The 16,367-nt window shown below is 67.8% G+C and carries 16 protein-coding genes and 1 other RNA gene; 6 read left to right on the top strand and 11 right to left on the bottom strand.

From position 1 onward, the window contains the following. Window positions 1-37 precede the first annotated feature (37 nt). Window positions 38-1,669 carry an ABC transporter substrate-binding protein gene (locus tag C3B71_RS10725; RefSeq protein WP_108967985.1) on the bottom strand — a complete coding sequence of 544 codons (1,632 nt, stop codon included), beginning with the start codon at window positions 1,667-1,669 and terminating at the stop codon, window positions 38-40. A 202-nt stretch (window positions 1,670-1,871) separates the two neighbouring features. On the opposite strand from C3B71_RS10725, the gene C3B71_RS10730 reads away from it, so the two are divergent. Further along, window positions 1,872-2,594, top strand: a complete 723-nt coding sequence (locus tag C3B71_RS10730) for a FadR/GntR family transcriptional regulator (RefSeq protein ID WP_073331383.1) — start codon at window positions 1,872-1,874, stop codon at window positions 2,592-2,594. Here the strand turns inward: C3B71_RS10730 and C3B71_RS10735 are convergent. After that, window positions 2,581-3,675, bottom strand: coding sequence for an alpha/beta hydrolase fold domain-containing protein (locus tag C3B71_RS10735; protein ID WP_108967987.1), 1,095 nt, complete (start codon window positions 3,673-3,675; stop codon window positions 2,581-2,583). The two genes, C3B71_RS10730 and C3B71_RS10735, sit on opposite strands and share 14 nt — an antisense overlap. A gap of 187 nt (window positions 3,676-3,862) precedes the next feature. Here C3B71_RS10735 and C3B71_RS10740 point away from each other — a divergent pair, with 187 nt between their 5' ends. Beyond that, window positions 3,863-4,504, top strand: coding sequence for a hypothetical protein (locus C3B71_RS10740; protein ID WP_108967989.1), 642 nt, complete (start codon window positions 3,863-3,865; stop codon window positions 4,502-4,504). A 58-nt stretch (window positions 4,505-4,562) separates the two neighbouring features. Next, window positions 4,563-5,021, top strand: coding sequence for a hypothetical protein (locus C3B71_RS10745; RefSeq protein WP_108967991.1), 459 nt, complete (start codon window positions 4,563-4,565; stop codon window positions 5,019-5,021). Window positions 5,022-5,849: 828 nt separating this feature from the next. Here C3B71_RS10745 and C3B71_RS10750 read toward each other — a convergent pair. Then, window positions 5,850-6,482 carry a TetR/AcrR family transcriptional regulator gene (locus C3B71_RS10750; protein ID WP_108967993.1) on the bottom strand — a complete coding sequence of 211 codons (633 nt, stop codon included), beginning with the start codon at window positions 6,480-6,482 and terminating at the stop codon, window positions 5,850-5,852. Window positions 6,483-6,582: 100 nt separating this feature from the next. Here C3B71_RS10750 and C3B71_RS10755 point away from each other — a divergent pair, with 100 nt between their 5' ends. After that, entirely contained in the window at window positions 6,583-7,173 is a 591-nt protein-coding gene (locus C3B71_RS10755) for an NAD(P)H-dependent oxidoreductase (protein ID WP_073330811.1), read from the top strand. Window positions 7,174-7,264: 91 nt separating this feature from the next. On the opposite strand, the gene C3B71_RS10760 is transcribed toward C3B71_RS10755, so the two are convergent. The 3 genes from C3B71_RS10760 to ssrA all read right to left on the bottom strand — a co-directional run bounded on the left by C3B71_RS10760 (window position 7,265) and on the right by ssrA (window position 9,964). Then, a complete protein-coding gene (locus C3B71_RS10760; protein ID WP_108967995.1) occupies window positions 7,265-8,077 on the bottom strand; it encodes a hypothetical protein in 813 nt (270 codons plus the stop codon). Between the two features lie 173 nt (window positions 8,078-8,250). Then, window positions 8,251-9,075 carry a MerR family transcriptional regulator gene (locus C3B71_RS10765; RefSeq protein ID WP_108967997.1) on the bottom strand — a complete coding sequence of 275 codons (825 nt, stop codon included), beginning with the start codon at window positions 9,073-9,075 and terminating at the stop codon, window positions 8,251-8,253. 518 nt (window positions 9,076-9,593) lie between these two features. Continuing rightward, window positions 9,594-9,964, bottom strand: a transfer-messenger RNA (tmRNA) gene (gene ssrA / locus C3B71_RS10770). A gap of 174 nt (window positions 9,965-10,138) precedes the next feature. Here ssrA and C3B71_RS10775 point away from each other — a divergent pair. Next, the gene (locus C3B71_RS10775) at window positions 10,139-11,134 is read left to right on the top strand and encodes an aldo/keto reductase (RefSeq protein ID WP_108967999.1); all 996 of its coding nucleotides are present in this window, start codon (window positions 10,139-10,141) and stop codon (window positions 11,132-11,134) included. A gap of 113 nt (window positions 11,135-11,247) precedes the next feature. Here the strand turns inward: C3B71_RS10775 and smpB are convergent, their stop codons facing one another. The 4 genes from smpB to ftsE form a co-directional block, all read right to left on the bottom strand. Next, window positions 11,248-11,778, bottom strand: coding sequence for an SsrA-binding protein SmpB (gene smpB / locus C3B71_RS10780; protein WP_073330831.1), 531 nt, complete (start codon window positions 11,776-11,778; stop codon window positions 11,248-11,250). 130 nt (window positions 11,779-11,908) lie between these two features. Further along, complete coding sequence (locus C3B71_RS10785; protein WP_073330833.1) at window positions 11,909-13,258, bottom strand: peptidoglycan DD-metalloendopeptidase family protein; 1,350 nt, start codon at window positions 13,256-13,258, stop codon at window positions 11,909-11,911. Window positions 13,259-13,263: 5 nt separating this feature from the next. Further along, window positions 13,264-14,178, bottom strand: coding sequence for a permease-like cell division protein FtsX (gene ftsX, locus C3B71_RS10790; RefSeq protein WP_108968001.1), 915 nt, complete (start codon window positions 14,176-14,178; stop codon window positions 13,264-13,266). A 63-nt stretch (window positions 14,179-14,241) separates the two neighbouring features. Beyond that, window positions 14,242-14,931 carry a cell division ATP-binding protein FtsE gene (gene ftsE, locus C3B71_RS10795; RefSeq protein WP_108968003.1) on the bottom strand — a complete coding sequence of 230 codons (690 nt, stop codon included), beginning with the start codon at window positions 14,929-14,931 and terminating at the stop codon, window positions 14,242-14,244. Window positions 14,932-15,082: 151 nt separating this feature from the next. On the opposite strand from ftsE, the gene C3B71_RS10800 reads away from it, so the two are divergent. Then, window positions 15,083-15,613, top strand: coding sequence for a TY-Chap domain-containing protein (locus C3B71_RS10800; protein ID WP_108968005.1), 531 nt, complete (start codon window positions 15,083-15,085; stop codon window positions 15,611-15,613). 23 nt (window positions 15,614-15,636) lie between these two features. On the opposite strand, the gene C3B71_RS10805 is transcribed toward C3B71_RS10800, so the two are convergent. Next, window positions 15,637-16,305 (bottom strand): single-stranded DNA-binding protein, encoded by a 669-nt coding sequence (locus C3B71_RS10805; protein WP_108968007.1) that lies wholly within the window; start codon window positions 16,303-16,305, stop codon window positions 15,637-15,639. Window positions 16,306-16,367: the final 62 nt, after the last annotated feature.

The following is a 16,367-nucleotide window of genomic DNA, read 5'->3' on the forward strand; positions in this document are numbered from 1 at the left end:
GGGTGCTCCTTTTGCCGGAACTGGGGGAGGCGGGCGGTCAGGCGGCGGTGGTGCCGACGTCGATGAAGGACAGGCCGGTCAGGGCGATCGGCTGGAATCCGACCAGCGCCTCGGCGTCGTAGGCGGTGGGCGACTTGCGGTGGAAGATCGGGTAGAGCGGCACGTCTGCGGCGATCAGGTCGAAGATCTCCTGCCACTTGGCCACCTGGGCGTCGCCGTCGAGCTGGACGGCCTCGTCCAGGGCGGCCTGCACCTGGTTGTAGGCGTCGGTGCCCTTCCAGTGCAGGCGGGTGTCGGTCCAGATGTCGCCGGCGTACCACCAGCGCATGAGCAGGTCCGCGTCGTTGCCGAAGACGGAGGGGTCGCCGGGGGCGATGACCACGTCCCAGTCGCCCTGGGCGGAGTCGATGAAGGCGTAGACGTCCGCGGACTTCTTCTCCTCGTAGTTGACGGTGATGCCCAGGGCCTCGAGGTTCTCGCGGATGATCGGGCGGACGGAGGCGAACCAGCCGTGGTCGGAGCACAGCAGGTTGATGCTGGTCACCCCGGCCTCGGCCAGCAGCGACTTGGCCTTGTCGGCGTCGTAGGTGTAGACGGTGCTGGCCTGCTTGTAGGCGGGGTGGTCGGCCTGGACGAAGCAGGTGGCGGGGGTGGCGAGCGTGCCCATGCCGGTCTCGCAGATCTTGTCGTAGTCCAGGGCGTACATGATCGCCTGGCGGGCCTTGACGTCGGAGAGCGTGGCGTTGTTGAACATGGCGAACAGCAGGGAGAAGCCCTGCTGGGCGGCCACGGTGATGGGCGCCTGCATGGTGGCCAGGTTGGCCACGGGGACGGCGTCGATGGCCTGGACGGTGCCGGAGGTGATGGCGTTGGTGCGGGTGGTGTCGTCGGGCAGGATCTGCCAGGTCATGGACTTGGCCAGCGCCGGGTGGGGGCCGTTGTAGTTGTCGTTGCGCTCGAAGACGATGGTCTGGGAGGCGGCGCCGTTGTCGGTCATGGTGTAGGGGCCGGTGCCGACCGGGTTCATGTCGAAGGCGGCGGCGTCGGCCTCGACGGCGGCGCGGGGCACGATCTTGACCACGCTGATGCGTTCGGCCACCAGCGAGTAGGGGTATTTGGTGGTGATGGTGATGGTGGCGTCGTCCTTCTTCGTCACGGAGTCGATGAAGGTGATGAACTGGGAGTACAGCGAGTTGTTGTCCGGGTCCAGGACGCGTTCGAAGGAGAAGGCCACGTCGTCGGCGGTGACGGGCGTGCCGTCGGAGAAGACGGCGCCGTCGCGCAGAGTCACCTCATAGGTGGTGTCATCCACCTGCGCGGGCAGGTCGGCGGCCAGGGCGGCGTAGCACTCGCGGGTGGCGGGGTGCAGCTCGGTCAGGCCCTCCAGGGTGTGCCAGTTGGCGGCGACGGTGAGCGCGGCAGTGGTGGTCATGGGGTCGTAGCCGTTGGTGCCCAGCTCGTAGGAGATGCCGGCGGTGATGGTGCCGTCGGCGTTGGAGGCGGCCGCGTTGGCGGCAGGGTCGCCCGCCACTGCCGTGGCTCCGGAATCGGAGGATGAGCCGGAACCGCCGCAGGCGGCGAGGCCGGCGGCCAGCCCGGCTGCCAGCCCCAGCGTGGAGGACAGGCGGATGAAGTCGCGGCGGGAGGCGCGGGGAGTCGAGATCGTCATTGAGGTCTCCTGAGATCGGACATCTGTTGTCTGATGTCGGTAGAATGAATGTAGCAGGCGTCGGATATCTGATCAATCCCGGGACGGAAGATGGATTATGTGTAACGATGACCTGAGAGCCCTCCCGGCCTCACCTGACCGGGAGGCGATAGGCGCGCGAGCGCAGCGGAACCGAAGAGGGGACGAGCGAGCCATGACCGCCATGGAGATCAAGCGCGGGGCCTACACCGCCAGCAGTGGGGCGACCACGCAGGCCACCAGCGCCATGAACGCCATCAAGGACTACATCCTGCAATCCCACCTCCAGCCCGGCGACCCGCTGCCGACCGAGTCGCAGCTGTGCGAGACCCTGGGCGTGTCCCGCTCCTCCGTGCGCGAGGCCATCCGCACGCTGGCGGCCCTGGACATCGTGGAGGTGCGCCACGGCCACGGCATGTTCGTGGGCCAGGTGTCGATGCGCCCCATGGTGGAGTCCCTCGTCTTCCGGGGGCTGCTCAAGCCGGGCGACGACTACCGCAGCCTGCGCGAGGTGGTTCAGGTGCGCCGCACCCTGGATACGTCCCTGGCCGAGGCCGTCACCGAGGCGTGGCGGGGACGCGAGGACGCGGAGATCGACGCCGTCGTGGATGAGATGGAGGCGCTGGCGAAGCGTGGGGAGACCTTCACCGACCAGGACCGCAGCTTCCACCAGATGCTGCTGGCGCCGGTACCCAATCAGCTGTTCGCCCACCTGATGGAGGCGTTCTGGGCGATTCACACCCTGACGGTTCCCATGCTCCATGCCCCGCGCCCGGAGGACATCGTCAAGACCGCCAACGCCCATCGGGCCATGCTGCAGGCGGCCCGCGCCGGGGACGTGGACGCCTACCGGGAGGCGATCGTGGCGCACTACGAGCCGCTGGAGAAGGCCCTCACCCGCGACTGACCTCGCCCGCCGTAATCGTCGGGAAGGTCCCCTCCCCCATCACCCGCGCCAGGTTGAGGCGCGGGTCTTCAGGCTCAAGCAGCCGGGTGAGCCAGCTCAGTCGCGCGGTCTCCAGGCCGTCGCGCAGCCAGGTGGCGCTGACGTACTCCATGGCGTGGGTGGCTCCCGGCCACACGTGCAGCTCGCAGTCCCCGCCGTCGCGCCACAGGGCCGCGGCGAAGGCGACCACCTCGTCCCGGAAGGTCTCGGCCCCGGCGACGGACAGGAAGATCGGGGGTAGCCCGGCCAGGGCGCCCGGCTGGTCAACGGCGCGGCCGGCCGCCTCATGCACGCTCACCGCCGCTCCGCCCCGCCGGCCGGGCAGGATCTGTTCCCAGGCCCAGTCGTTCCAGTGCGCCGGCCACAGCCCGTCGTCGGGGAACTGGCGGGCCGACGGCGGCTGCACCGCGCCGTCGGGGCCAGGCAGCCCGGTGCGGTCGTCCAGCATCGGGTAGTCGAGCAGGTAGCCCAGCGCCCGAGGCCCACCGCGGTCCCGAGCGGTCAGAGCCAGGCAGGCGGCCAGTCCCCCGCCGCCGCTGGGCCCGACGACGACGATGCGCTCCGGGTCCGCCCCGTAGTCCGCGGCGTGCTCGGCGGCCCAGGCCAGTGCCGCCAGGCAGTCCTCCCCCGCTGCGGGTGCGGGGTGCTCCGGCGCCAGGCGGTACTCCGGGGCGAGGACGACGCCGCCGAAGCGCCGCGCCCAGGCGGTCGGGGCGGCCAGGTCGTCGAAGCGGCAGCCCATCACCCGGCCGCCGCCGTGGATGGACAGCAGCAGTGGGGCGCCCGGCTGCGCCGCGCCGTCGGTCGGGGTGACGACGGTCAGCGGCATGGTGGTGCCGTCGGCGCGAGTGAGGGTCGCCTCGTGCAGGTGCGCGTCCGGGCAGGCGGCCAGATAGACGGCGCGGCGCCGGGCGATCGGGATGCGACGGTCGGTCAGCGTGGAGCTGTTCAGGGGCGGGAGTCCGCCGGCGGCCTCGAGGCGCTGGAGTACGAGCGCGGTGGCGGGCTCGTAGGGCGGGCGGGGTGGCGTCGTCGGCGTCATGGGCGGAGAGTACGCGTGCCGGCGCCCCGATCCGCTCCGCCTGGGCGCGCGAGTTCGAAGAACCGGGTTGAAAGGCATGCACGGGCACCCAGGCGGCGTATCCTTCAATTCCGAGGCGGGCGTGTCGCATGGGTGCGAGAAGAGGGCGGTCATGTTCTGTTCACTTGCCCGTAGGCGAGGAGGCGCCGTGAATAAGAAGCAGACCACTGGGATCGTCGTCTTGGCCGGGATCGCCCTGCTCGCTGTCCCGTTCGCTATCGGTAAGAGCGGCGATGCCGCGACCGCCGCGCCCGAACCGGCGGCGTCGTCTGAGGCACCGATCGCGCCGGAAGTTCAGGAGCTCGCCCATCACGAGCTCGAGGGCGACGACTTGACCTTCGCCCCCGGGGTCGAGGTGCCCACAGCAGCAGACCTCATTCCCGAACTCGCGGGCGCCACCGTTCAGACGCAGGACGGCTCCGACCTCACCCTCGAGGCCGACGCAGAGAACCCGGCGGCCCGGCGCAGTCTGGAGGACAGTGGGCTGGACCCCGACTCCACCGGCGTGGTGGTTCACGTGGCCGAGGGAGACCTCGCGGTTTCCGAGGCCCTGTACTGGCAGTGCGGCTGGATCGACGAGTACTTGAACGCGGCCGACGCCGGGGACGCCACGCGCATGGATAGCGCCGAGGCGCAACTGAGCACCTTCCCCACCCTCAACGCCATCACCACCTACGCTCCGGAATTCGCCGAGATGCACTCGTACATCGTGGTGCCCATGATTGACGGCGACCTCGATATCGGACGCCGATGGCTCGACAAGAACTGCCAGCCCTACACCAACCGCTAACACCACGCGGCCTGGCAGCCTCGAGGCCACAACCTCGCTCGCGAAAGGATAAGCGCTCATGCCAACGCCTGCACGGCGATTACTCAGCTCGGGCGCAGTCGTCGCAATCTATATCGCGTGCTGCGTGGTTTTGGGCGTGTCTGGGCACCTCGCACTAATCAGGGACGAGTCCATTCCCGCGCCCGTGATCGAACTCTACACAGTGTTCCTCGTGATGCCACTTGTTCTTCCCGCAATCGCCCTCCACTTCGACAAGAAGCTCCAGGCGAAGCAGACCTGGTGGACCAGCCTGCTGCTGGCACCGATCGAGTATCCACTATACCTGCTCGGAATCGCCCTGCACTTCTGGTCCATCAACCCCATTGCAGATGCGTCGCTTCCCCCTCCCTGGGCGTTGTATGCGGTGTGTGCTGTGTTTCCCGCGGCGACCGTACTGGTAGGCCGGATTTACCGGGTCATACGGCCGCCGCGGGAAACACAGAGATCAGGCCAGCAGGAAGTTCGCAAAGGCCCGTGACGCCGCCTTCGACACCAAGTCCCTCAACTGGATGGTTGATTCCAGGGGGTGGGTGTCGGTGGGGTTGGCGTTTGTCTCGGAGTGCGTGTCTGGTCGGACCGCTTACGCGCGGATGGGCCGAGTGCGCGCGGTCGGACTGCCTTAGACGCACTCTCAGGCGGTCCAACCGCCCAGACGCGGTCCAAGTGAAGCAACGCGGTCCAAGTAGGAGCCGAACCCGCCCCTGCCCCCGAGCGATCCACCCGCCCACGCCCACCGACCCCTGACATCTGCCCAAACAAGACACCCCCGCCCCCTACCACGCCCACACCCCGGAGTCGAATCATTTCCTCCGGTAAGGGGGTGCGGCGCGGGGCAGCTCGCGCGCCGATGCTGAACCCGGCCGTTGGCGTGGCCGGCGCACCCACTGGCGGCCGGGGCGGCCGTCTGCCCAGTGGTGTTATTCGTTGCTCCTGTGGTGGGTCTGCACACTCGAGGGGTGAACCCTGAGGCGGAATCCGCAGAATCATGCGGATTTCACCCACAATCCGAGTGTCATGACCGTGCTCCAGTGTGCAACGACCCCTTCGTTGCACACTGGAGCGATGTCACCGGAATCGGGCCGAGAAGCAACTTCCGCGTATTTCCAAGGAAAAACCGGCCTCAGCCGACCCTGCCCGGATGACCCTTGCGTGCAAACATGCGGTGCCGGGCCAAGCGAATCAATCACCAACAAGAGCAACATCTCGACCACCCCCGAAAACACCCCACCCACCACCCACAGGCACACCCGTCCTACGATCGCTTACCCCACACGACCACCAACCACACCCCCACGAACTCACCCATCTAGGGCAGTTCGGCGCTGAGGAGCATGAGACCTTTCATCACCAGATCCTCAATCAGCGCAACCTCGCCGTAGAGATTCATCCGTCCAACCTGCGCCACGAACCCCTCTGGGTAGCTGAGCAGTGGGTAGATACTGTAGCTGTACATCGTGAGCTGCGTCCGGAACATTTCACGCTCGGACTCCACCGCATTGGGGAACTGCTTGCGCAGAACCTCCGCAAGCTCGACGAAGAACGGGTGGATGTCGCGCTGGAAGTCCACGATAGCCTCGTCACCGCACTTGCTGCGCAGGGAGGCGTCGTTGATAGCGAGAAGCTGCAGGATGAGCCGGCGGCCGAGCAGCGACTTGGCGAGCTCGCGGCAGAACTCCTCTCGCCCCATCCTCCGTTTGAACCTCACGCGTATCTCTGTCGCCCATGCGGCGTACTCGCGCCGCATCAGGTCGAGATAGACCTCCTCCTTCGTGGCGTAGTAGTGATACACGGACGGGCGCGCGATCGAGCACTTCTTGGCTATTGCGGCCAAGGTGACGGTCTCGTACTCCTGCTCGGCCAGCAAGGCCGCCGTCGCGTCGAGTATCTCCGCCCTGCGTGCGGCAACCTCCGCGTCCGTCCTGGCCCTCACATTACCCATGCGTCTCCCCCTGAGTTGCAACCGACACCCTGTCGGTTATACGATCCGACGGTCTTCATTCAGACATCGCACAAACACCGCTTGCAAGGGGAAGGTACCCATGAAAGCACTGCTGATCAACGCTCACCTGCCCTACCCCAACTGGTCGGAGGGCGCACTCAACGCCTCCGCACACGCAGTCGCGAAGGAGTTCTTCGAGGCCCGCGGCGACGAGGTCACCGAGACCAAGATCGCCGACGGCTACGACCCCGCCGCAGAGGCCCAGAAGATGCTCGACGCGGATGTCGTCGTCGTGCAGACTCCCATCAACTGGTTCTCCGCTCCGTGGATCTGGAAGAAGTACACCGACGAGGTGTTCAACGTCGGTCTGCACGATCAGACCTTCCTGACCGGAGACGGCCGCACGCGCAAGGACCCGACCAAGCCGTACGGCTCCGGCGGACTAATGGCACCGCGCAAGGTGCTCATCTGCACCACGTGGAATGCACCGCGGGAGGCGTTCGACGAGCCGTCCAACCCGACGCTCCAGGGGCGTTCGCTGGCGGACATGCTCAGCGACATCACCTGCACGTTCCGCTTCTGCGGCTTCGAAGTACTGCCCGAATTCGGCATCTTCGACATCTTCAAGAACCCCGACGTCGAGGCGGATCTCGCCGCCTACCGCAACCACCTCGAGAAGCACCTCGGTTAATTCGGTAGTCGATCGACGCCACCCTGGTCCTCTCCGTCTGGGGTCCTGCCGCACCCGGCCTCCTGAGAACCCGCGACGCCGGCGCGCTGCACTACGCGTACGGATCCTCGTAGTCAGCTAGCCAGAACCCCGTCGTACCCGTGAGAAACGCCTTGCCATCCACCACGCTCCCGGGGTGCGGCGCAGGTGTTGTGCCGATGGGAAGTCCCAGTGTGATGGGGAATCCACAATCGGCGTTCACCTTGTACCACTGATTTCCAGTGAGGCGGTTCGTCACGATCGTCACCTCATTGCAGACGGCCTTCAGCATGCCGATGGGGCTGACGTCTTCTGGCCCGGCCTCGCCGCTGTAGAGCGCGAACAGCCAGGGGCTAGCGACGAACCGCGGGCCGATGTAGACCTCGTCGGGCAGGTCTTCGTCCATCCTCTTTGCCGGCGAGTCCTTCATGCTGATCGGCGTCTGGGCCTTCTCCCAGTCCTCCTCCGAGTCGAACACCTCGACGTCCACGGCGATCGCACCAACCCGGTAGTCGCCGTAGCGCGCCACCGGTCCGTCAGCGTCAATCCCGTACACCGGATACATGTTGGGGTCATCGACCCACATCAGCAGGCGAGTCATTTCCTCACCGTCGTCGTCGAGGACGCTGAGATGGGCGACGCCCGGTACGACCTGCCAGCCTTCGACGCTGACTCGCGCAGGGCCGGCAACAGTGAGCGACTGGCTCGAGGTACCGTCCGCCGTCTCGAACAGGCAGATGTTAGCCCCCGAGTCGTCGGGGTAGACCACGATGTGGTTGAACTGATCGTTGCGCGGCAGGCCCATCATTGCAGGCGGCGTAAGCAGGTCGTAGGTTGCCTGCCAGTCGGCAAGAAACCCGACCGCCTCCAGGTAGTTGCTCTCCATGCCAACAGAGTCTCACGAAGGTCCGACACAAAAGCTGGCTACTTCAGACCGGCCAGGCGGCGCAGGCTCCGCCTAGGACAATCCACCTCGCCGATGATTCGCCCATCCCGGGCTTCACCGGCGAGGTGAATTGTCGCAATCCCTCCGGGCCTCGCTGTCGTGCGACTGCACGCTCAGCCGAGCGGGAGATACACCTCGGTCACGAGTTGATCTGCGGGAACCGCGTCCGGCGTCGTGAGGTAGATGTTGAACGACTTGCCCGCCAGGGAGTCGTCGGCCGGTGGTGTCAGTCCCTCCGCAGCAATCCGGGTGGCCAGCCGGTCATGGGCCCCGGTGATCTGGTCGTACGGCCCGACGATGTGGGCCACGAGGCAGTCCCGGGCCGGAAGCTCGTGGACCCGCAGCGGCGCCGCGGCCGTCGTTCCGGGTGCGACGGGCAGGAAGATCTCCTCGTCGACATCGTGCTCGGTGTACTCGGCGTCGTGCTCGATCACTCCGCACGGGCCGATCGGTTTGATGCCCTGCCGGGTGATCTCGGGCATCATGCGGACCCAGAGGAGATGCTCGTCGGAATAGGTCGGGATGACGTCGCGCAGGGATACGATGGTCATGGCCGCGATGGTGCGGCGCTCGACGGTGATGGACATGCTGGTTTCTCCTTCGATGAGGTGAGAGATGAGAGCCAGCCGAGCCTGGGCGGCGCGCGCCTCCTCGACGACGGTCTCGCGCTGGAGCTCCAGCGCAGCCGACCATGCCGGGGTGCCGCGGGCGGCGAGCAGGGCGGAGATGGCGGAGACGCCGAACCCGACATCGCGCAGGTTCCGGATGTCCGCGGCGTCGCGCAGCTGGTGCGGCGCATAGCGGCGGTATCCCGTCCACGGGTCAACGTCCACGGGTACCAGGACACCGTGAGCGTCGTAGTGGCGCAGCATGCGTACCGACAGGCGAGTCAATGAGCTGAACTCGCCGATCGTCATGAGATTCGTGGTCTCGGCCATGAGTCAACCATGTGCCCTCACACCGTGTCAGGGTCAACCCTCAGGGTCGTCGGTGTGAGCGCGTTGCTTGTACCTCGGTTCTGGTCGGCGGGTGGAGGAGCTCGCCGTGCATCCGGCGTCGGCCGACGCCAAGCACAGCCAGGCTGATCTGGTCGGTCGAGATCGGGCTCCGCCGGTTTCGGGCATGTTGCAACGGGCGGGGCGGCGACGCCCCGCATCCCTGGGGCGACTGCAATGGTTGCCCCGCCCGTGGATTGCACGACCCCGGGCGGCGTTCCACGACCTTGGTGCGTACTGCACGACCCCGGGGTGGTCGTGCAACAGGCACGAAGGTCGTGGAGTGTCACCAAGGTCGTGCTGAAGACCGCCTCCAGCACCCACGATCAACACCAAGTCACATGTGAAGCAGCGTCTCAACCCCGATAACCCGATGACCCGACTCTCACAAGCAGGATCGAAGCCGGACAAGAAAACAAAGAACCTGCTGGCGCGTGACCGTGTCAGCGCCAGCAGGTTCTTGGTGGAGATGCGGGGAATCGAACCCCGGTCCGACGGTGGTGCAACAGGACTTCTCCGGGTGCAGTTCGCTGCTGAGTTTCTCAGCCCCGGCGTCTCACGCGAACAAGGACGCCGACAGGCTCAGCCACCTTAGAGTCCCGGGACCCCCGATGGCGAGGGGCCCCAGCAGTGGCTTCCTAGATGACGCCAGGAACCGGGGCGGAAGCTCCCCCGGGCTGACGGACTTCGAGGCTCGCCTCAGGCGGCGAGGGCGAAGTCGGTGCGAGTGTTATCGGCACCTATTGGTTCGCACAGAGCGTTGACGAGATGACTGTGCATCCTCGACCCGCTTCTCCTGAATCCACGACCGTCGTCGAAACCGATCATCCCCTGTTGAGTTTTCCCCGCCCGGCGTGCTGCGCGGGAACCCGCTGAGACCTCAGCAACTCAAGGATACCAGCCGCCCCCTGCCCCGCCGCGAGACCTTCGCCACTAGATTTGTTTCACCGAACCACTGGGAGCGGCTAGGCTGACCGCACCAGCACAAACTCGTAGGAGGCACGTCATGGAGAACCGCCCACTCCCCGCTCTGGATCGCAACATCTCCACCATCGGCATCGGCACCTGGCAGCTCGGCACCGACTGGGGTGAAGTCACCGCCGAGGACGCCACCGCTACCCTGCAGGCGGCACTCGACGCCGGCGTCACCTTCATCGACACCGCCGACGTCTACGGCGACGGCCGCTCCGAGCGCTTCGTCGGCGCCTTCGCCGCCGCCCACCCCGACGCCGGACTCACCATCGCCACCAAGATGGGCCGGCGTGTGGAGCAACTCCCCGAGAACTACACGCGCGACGCCTTCCTGGCCTGGAACGACCGCTCCCGGCAGAACCTGGGCGTGGACACCCTCGACCTGGTGCAGTTGCACTGCCCGCCCAGTGAGGTGATCGCGGCCGAGCGCACCTGGGACTGGCTGGAGGAGATGGTGGAGGCGGGCCGCATCCGCGCCTACGGGGTCAGCGTGGAGACCTGCGCCCAGGCCCTGGAGGCCATGCGCCGCCCCGGGTGCGCCAGCGTGCAGATCATCCTCAACGTCTTCCGCCGCAAGCCGCTGGAGCAGGTGCTACCCACCGCGCAGACCACCAGCACCGCGATCATCGCTCGCGTCCCGCTGGCCTCCGGGCTGCTGTCCGGCCGCTACACCGCGGACACCACCTTCCCCGCCTCCGACCACCGCAACTACAACCGCGACGGCTCCGCCTTCGACATCGGCGAGACATTCTCCGGCGTGCCCTTCGACGTCGGCGTCAAGGCCGCCCAGGAGTTCACTGGCCTGTGCCGCGAGCTCGGCCCCGCGGGCGCCACCCCGGCCCAGGTGGCGCTGCGCTGGATCCTGGACCAGCCGGGCGTGACCACCGTGATCCCCGGCGCGCGCAACGCCGAGCAGGCCCGCGCCAACGCCGCGGCCGCCGCGCTGGAACCTTTGAGTGACCAGCTGCACGCGGCCCTGGCTGACCTGTACGACCGGCGCATCCGCGCCCACGTGCACGACCGCTGGTAAGGCGAGCCGCCCCGCTCGCCACCGACCCGCTCGTCGGCAACCGGCCGACAGCCCGACGACGGCGCGCGACGCCCCCTCTGACCGGCAGGCGCCGTCACGCCCAGATGCCCGCGTCAGCCGCGGCGCCGGTTGGCGGCGGCCATGGCGCGGGCCGCATCCCGCTTGTCCTGCGCCTCCCGCAGGGCCTGGCGCTTGTCCCAGTCCTGCTTGCCTCGGGCCAGCGCGATCTCCAGCTTGACGCGCCCGCCGGTGAAGTACAGCTCCAGGGGCACGATCGTGTAGCCCTTGGCCTGCACCCGCTGCGCGAGCTTGTCCAGCTCGGCCCGGTGCAGCAGCAGCTTGCGCTTGCGGCGCGGGGAGTGGTTGTTCCAGGTGCCCTGCAGGTACTCGGGGATGTGGGCGCCCTGCAGCCAGGCCTCGCCGTTGCGGTCGATCTCGATCCACGCCTCGGTCAGAGAGGCCCGGCCCATGCGCAGCGCCTTCACCTCGGTGCCGGTCAGGGCGAGCCCCGCCTCGTAGCGGTCCTCAATGAAGTAGTCGTGCGTCGCCTTGCGGTTGCGGGCGATGGTCTTGTGCGCGTCGGCGGCCGCCTTGGCACGCTCCGCCGGAGTGAGTTTCCTCGTACCCTCGGTCTTCTTGGCCACCGGCGTCTCCTTCCCTCGTCCCGGGCCGTCAAGCCACGGCGCCGCATCCTACTGCCGCCGACGGCGGTCGCCAAGGCCCGCCGTCGGCAAGGCCCTCATCTGCTCTCTAGCGCCGGGGCCGCCCCGGGCGTCAGAACCCGGGCAGGGTCATGGGGTCGACAGTCGTCCCGTTGAGATAGACCTCGAAGTGGCAGTGCGGTCCGGTGACCCCGCCGGTGGCACCAGTCAGCCCGATCTGCTGCCCCTTGGAGACCGTCTGCCCGACGTACACCTGCTGCACCGACAGGTGGCAGTAACGCACCTGCACGGACTGCCCGTCAATGACGCCGCCATTGATGGTCACGCTCTTCCCGCACGCAGTGCCGCCGTAGTCGGTGGTGCTGGTGACGGTGCCGGACACGGCCGCGTACTGGGGCGTGCCGGTAGACGCCATGAGGTCGACGCCGGCGTGGAGCTTCATGTAGCCCAGCACGGGGTGAAGGCGCCAGCCGTATGACGAGGTGACCACCAGGGCCCCGGCGATCGGGTGCCCGATCTTGCCGCTGCCCAGGGATGAGGTGTCGGTGCTGCCGGAACTGGCCACGCTCTGCCCGGACTTGACGGCCGCAGCCCGGTTCTCCGCGTCGATGCGCTGAATCTCGGCGGCGGCGGCGGCCTCGTCGGCCTGTGCCTGCGCCTGCTGCTCCTCCAGGTCGGCCTTCTTGTCCTCCAGGTCTGAGGCGGCGGTCTCCTTCTCGCTCTTGAGGGTGGCGACCTCGTCGCGCTTGGTCTGGGCGGTGTCCTTGGCGGTCTGGGCGGCCTGCTTGGCGGCGTCGGCCTCCGCTTTGAGCGTGGTCACACGCTCGGTGGTGGCATCCTGGCGGGCCTCGCGGTTGGCGGCCTGGGCGCGGTCCTCCTCGGCGGAGGACAGGACAGACTCCTGCACGCCGGTGGCGATCTCCATGGTGGAGGCGCGGTCGCTGAGCTCGTCGACCGAGTCGGAGGACAGCACATAGGTCCAGGAGGTGATGGCGCTGTCGCCCTGGTAGGTGGCCACCACCAGGTCGGCCACGGAGGTGGTGTTCTCATCCACCGTGGTCTGCGTCTGCGCCGATTCCTCCTGCAGCGTGGCCAGGTCGGACTCTGCCACGGCCAGGCGGTCGGCTGCGGTCTGCTGCTCGCGTTCCTTCTGCGCCAGGACGGTCTCGGCGTCGTCGAGCTCGCTCTGGGCCGTGGAAAGGGCGGTCTCCGCGTTCTGCAGGTCGATGTAGGCCTGGCCGAGCTCGGCGGACACGCCCTCCAGGGAGGAGGCCAGCTCGGCCTGCTTCTGCTGGGCGGCGGCCTGATCGTCGACGGCGTCTTGACGCTCGTCTGCCAGCGCCCCGACAGAGAGCGGGGCGGCGACCAGCATCAGGGCGGTGGCGCCGATGGCGGCACGTCGGGCCCGTCGTCTAGTGCGGCGACTGGGACGCGGGCGGTTTGCAGCGCGGACTGGGAGCATGGGAATCAGACCCTCGTGTACCTAGACAGTGAGAAGGCGGAGGACACCAGCGCGAGGACGATCGCGGCCAGCAGCAGCCAGGGGGCCAACCGCAGCACGTCGCCGATGCCGATGAAGGCGGTGAAGGTTAGGGAGGTGGACAGCCAGTCCACCACCACGTAGCGCACCAGCGCCCACAGCGCGGCCACGGAGCCGATCGCGCCGATCAGGGCGGCGATGGCGCCCTCAAGCATGAAGGGCAGTTGGATGAACAGGTTCGAGGCGCCCACCAGCCGCATGATGCCGGTCTCCTTGGAACGGCTCATGGCGGACAGCCGGATGGTGGTGGAGATCAGCAGCACCGCCGTCAGCGCCAGGATGGCGGCCAGTCCCCCGGTGATCCAGGAGACCCGGTTCATCACCACGAACAGTGGCTCGAGGGTCTCCGCCTGGTCGATGACGCGTTCGACGCCGGCGCGGCCGGTGAACTGCTCGGCCACCACCTGGTACTTCTCCGGCTCGACCAGCTTGATGCGGAATGACACCGGCATCATGTCCTCGGTGGCGTTGCGGCCGATGCGCGATTCGCCGTAGGCGGCCATGAACCGCTCATAGGCCTCGGCCTTGGACTCGATGGTGTAGGTGTCGATGTAGGGGGCCAGCGTGTTGGAGTTGATCAGGTCCTCGACGGCGTCGATCTGCTCCTGGGTGGCCTCGCCGTCGGCGCAGGCGGCCGCGTTGGACGACGTCGGGCACATGTAGACGCTGACCTCGACCTTGTCGTACCAGTCGCCCTTCATCACCGAGATCTGGTTCTGCAGCAGCACCGAGGCACCGACGAACAGCAGTGACACGAAGGACACCAGGATCACCGAGACGGTCATGACCAGGTTGCGGGTGAGCCCCTTGAAGGTCTCGGAGATGATGAAACGGAATCGCATGCGGTTACCTCAATGCCTCTTTCGCGAGATTCGTAGCCCTTGCATCCACGCTGCGCGCCGGCCTCAACGGTCCGAGCCGTACACGCCGCGCGCCTGGTCGCGCACGACCTCGCCGGCCTTCAGCTCGATGACGCGCTTGCGCATCTGGTCGACGATCTCGTCGTCGTGGGTGGCCATGACCACGGTGGTGCCCTGCCGGTTGATGCGGTCCAGCAGGCGCATGATGCCAACCGAGGTGGACGGGTCCAGGTTGCCGGTGGGCTCGTCGGCCATCAGCAGCTTGGGACGGTTGACCATGGCGCGGGCGATGACCACGCGCTGCTGCTCACCGCCGGACAGCTCGTGCGGCAGGCGCTTCTCCTTGCCGGACAGCCCCACCAGCTCGAGCGCCTCGGGCACGGCCGTGAGGATGTAGTGGCGGGGCTTGCCGATCACCTGGGAGGCGATGGCAACGTTCTCGAACACGCTCTTGTTCTCCAGCAGCCGGAAGTCCTGGAAGACGAAGCCCATCTCCTGGCGCAGTTTGGGCACCTTCCAGCTGGAGATCTGTGACAGGTCGCGGCCGAGCACATGGATCGACCCGGAGGTGGGGCGCTCCTCGCGCAGGGTCAAACGCAGGAAGGTGGACTTGCCGGAGCCGGACGCGCCCACCAGGAACACGAACTCCTCGCGCTCGATCTCTATGGAGACGTCATCGAGCGCGGGACGGGCGCCGCGCTTGTACACCTTGGAGACGTTGTCGAATCGGATCATGGGATCGTTGCTTCCTGCTCGTGGCCGACGCAGGCACGCCGGGGCTGCAAGCCACGGTAACCAGTGAGGCTTGGAATCCCGGCCGTGACACGCCAGGACACACCGACTGCGGGTGTGGTGAGGCCCGCGTTGGGGTTCTAACGTTCCGAGCATGTCAACAACACATCCCGACGACGACTCCCCCACCCCGGCCAGCGGGCAAGAGCTCGACGTCGGCTCCTGGAACCGCTTCATCCCGTCTCTGACCCACCTGCTGCAACAGACCGGGCCCGACGACGACGGCGCAATCGGCGTGCGGCTCACCGCCACCGAGCCGATTGTCACCGCCGCGACGGCCGCCTACGCGCGTCCCGAAGGCGGCCTGCGCCGACTGCTGGGGCGACGGCGTCGCCTGTCCCCCTCCCCGCTGCCACCGGTCTTGACGGTGCGGACCTGCCCGGACGCGGTGGTGCTGACCGCGCCGCTGCTCGACGACGACGGCCGGGCCCGGCTCGGGGAGGATGCCCTGGCGGCCCTGGACTCGCTGGGTTGGAAGCGACAGGACGATGCGATGGTGCTGCGCGTGGTGGACGCCGCGTCGGCGGCCGAGTTGGCGACGCGAGTACTGATCGAGGTGTTCGACGTCGCCCACCCGGCCGACCTTGTTGCCGTCGCGGAGCCCGCAGCAGCGCCCGAGGCCTGAGCCGGCGACGCCGCGGGGCTGGGTCACCCGTCCTCGTCGGCGAGCGTGTAGTCGAAGGAGGACGCGTCGGCGGCGGGGCCGCTGGTGGAGCCGGCGGCGGAAAACGACTGGGATGGGCCGACCGGCGGCGGGTTCTGGCCGGTGGGGCGGATTACCTCGTCCGGGCCGGCGACGGCACCAGTGGCGGCCGAGCCGGCCGAGGTGGCGGCGGCCGGTGTGGTGGCGTCCGTCCCCGCCGCAGTGGTGGGGCCGGCGGTATCGGCCGAGCCGGCCGACGTGGTGGCGGCCGACTCCTCGCCCGTGCCGGCGTCGTCGGCCTCGGCGTTATTCGCGCTGTGGATGATCCGCATGAAGCGCGACTCGCCGCGGGTCAAATCGTGGCCGCCGCAGGAGACGGTCAACACGTTGGTGGTGAACTGCTCGGTTCCCTTCGACCAGTTCTCCTGGGAGAAGCGGCCCACCAACACCACCGGATCGCCCTTGTGCAGCGAGCGCCCCAGGTTCTCGGCCAGTGGGCCCCAGGACTTGGCGGTGAACCAGATGGTGTCGCCGTCCTGCCATCCGTCGGCGGTGCGGAAGGACGGGGAGGTGGCCAGGCGGAAGTAGCAGTAGGGGCGCCCGCCGGCGGTGCGGGTGACGGCGGGGTTGGTGCCGAGGACGCCTTGGATGACGAGATCGAGTTGACGGCTCATGGGTGCTCCTTGCGTTGGAAGCCGGCACCGTGCCGGCTGCCTCAACGGTCCCGCGGCCGCAC

It is taken from the genome of Actinomyces sp. Z16 (assembly GCF_003111765.1).
GTDB lineage: Bacteria > Actinomycetota > Actinomycetes > Actinomycetales > Actinomycetaceae > Actinomyces > Actinomyces glycerinitolerans.

Excerpts from the sequence above, each read along its gene's own strand:
- C3B71_RS10725 (WP_108967985.1), bottom strand. The coding sequence starts at position 1,669 with ATGACGATCTCGACTCCCCGCGCCTCCCGCCGCGACTTCATCCGCCTG.
- C3B71_RS10730 (WP_073331383.1), top strand. The coding sequence starts at position 1,872 with ATGGAGATCAAGCGCGGGGCCTACACCGCCAGCAGTGGGGCGACCACG.
- C3B71_RS10735 (WP_108967987.1), bottom strand. The coding sequence starts at position 3,675 with ATGACGCCGACGACGCCACCCCGCCCGCCCTACGAGCCCGCCACCGCG.
- C3B71_RS10745 (WP_108967991.1), top strand. The coding sequence starts at position 4,563 with ATGCCAACGCCTGCACGGCGATTACTCAGCTCGGGCGCAGTCGTCGCA.
- C3B71_RS10750 (WP_108967993.1), bottom strand. The coding sequence starts at position 6,482 with ATGGGTAATGTGAGGGCCAGGACGGACGCGGAGGTTGCCGCACGCAGG.
- C3B71_RS10755 (WP_073330811.1), top strand. The coding sequence starts at position 6,583 with ATGAAAGCACTGCTGATCAACGCTCACCTGCCCTACCCCAACTGGTCG.
- C3B71_RS10760 (WP_108967995.1), bottom strand. The coding sequence starts at position 8,077 with ATGGAGAGCAACTACCTGGAGGCGGTCGGGTTTCTTGCCGACTGGCAG.
- C3B71_RS10765 (WP_108967997.1), bottom strand. The coding sequence starts at position 9,075 with ATGGCCGAGACCACGAATCTCATGACGATCGGCGAGTTCAGCTCATTG.
- C3B71_RS10775 (WP_108967999.1), top strand. The coding sequence starts at position 10,139 with ATGGAGAACCGCCCACTCCCCGCTCTGGATCGCAACATCTCCACCATC.
- C3B71_RS10785 (WP_073330833.1), bottom strand. The coding sequence starts at position 13,258 with ATGCTCCCAGTCCGCGCTGCAAACCGCCCGCGTCCCAGTCGCCGCACT.
- ftsX (WP_108968001.1), bottom strand. The coding sequence starts at position 14,178 with ATGCGATTCCGTTTCATCATCTCCGAGACCTTCAAGGGGCTCACCCGC.
- ftsE (WP_108968003.1), bottom strand. The coding sequence starts at position 14,931 with ATGATCCGATTCGACAACGTCTCCAAGGTGTACAAGCGCGGCGCCCGT.
- C3B71_RS10800 (WP_108968005.1), top strand. The coding sequence starts at position 15,083 with ATGTCAACAACACATCCCGACGACGACTCCCCCACCCCGGCCAGCGGG.
- C3B71_RS10805 (WP_108968007.1), bottom strand. The coding sequence starts at position 16,305 with ATGAGCCGTCAACTCGATCTCGTCATCCAAGGCGTCCTCGGCACCAAC.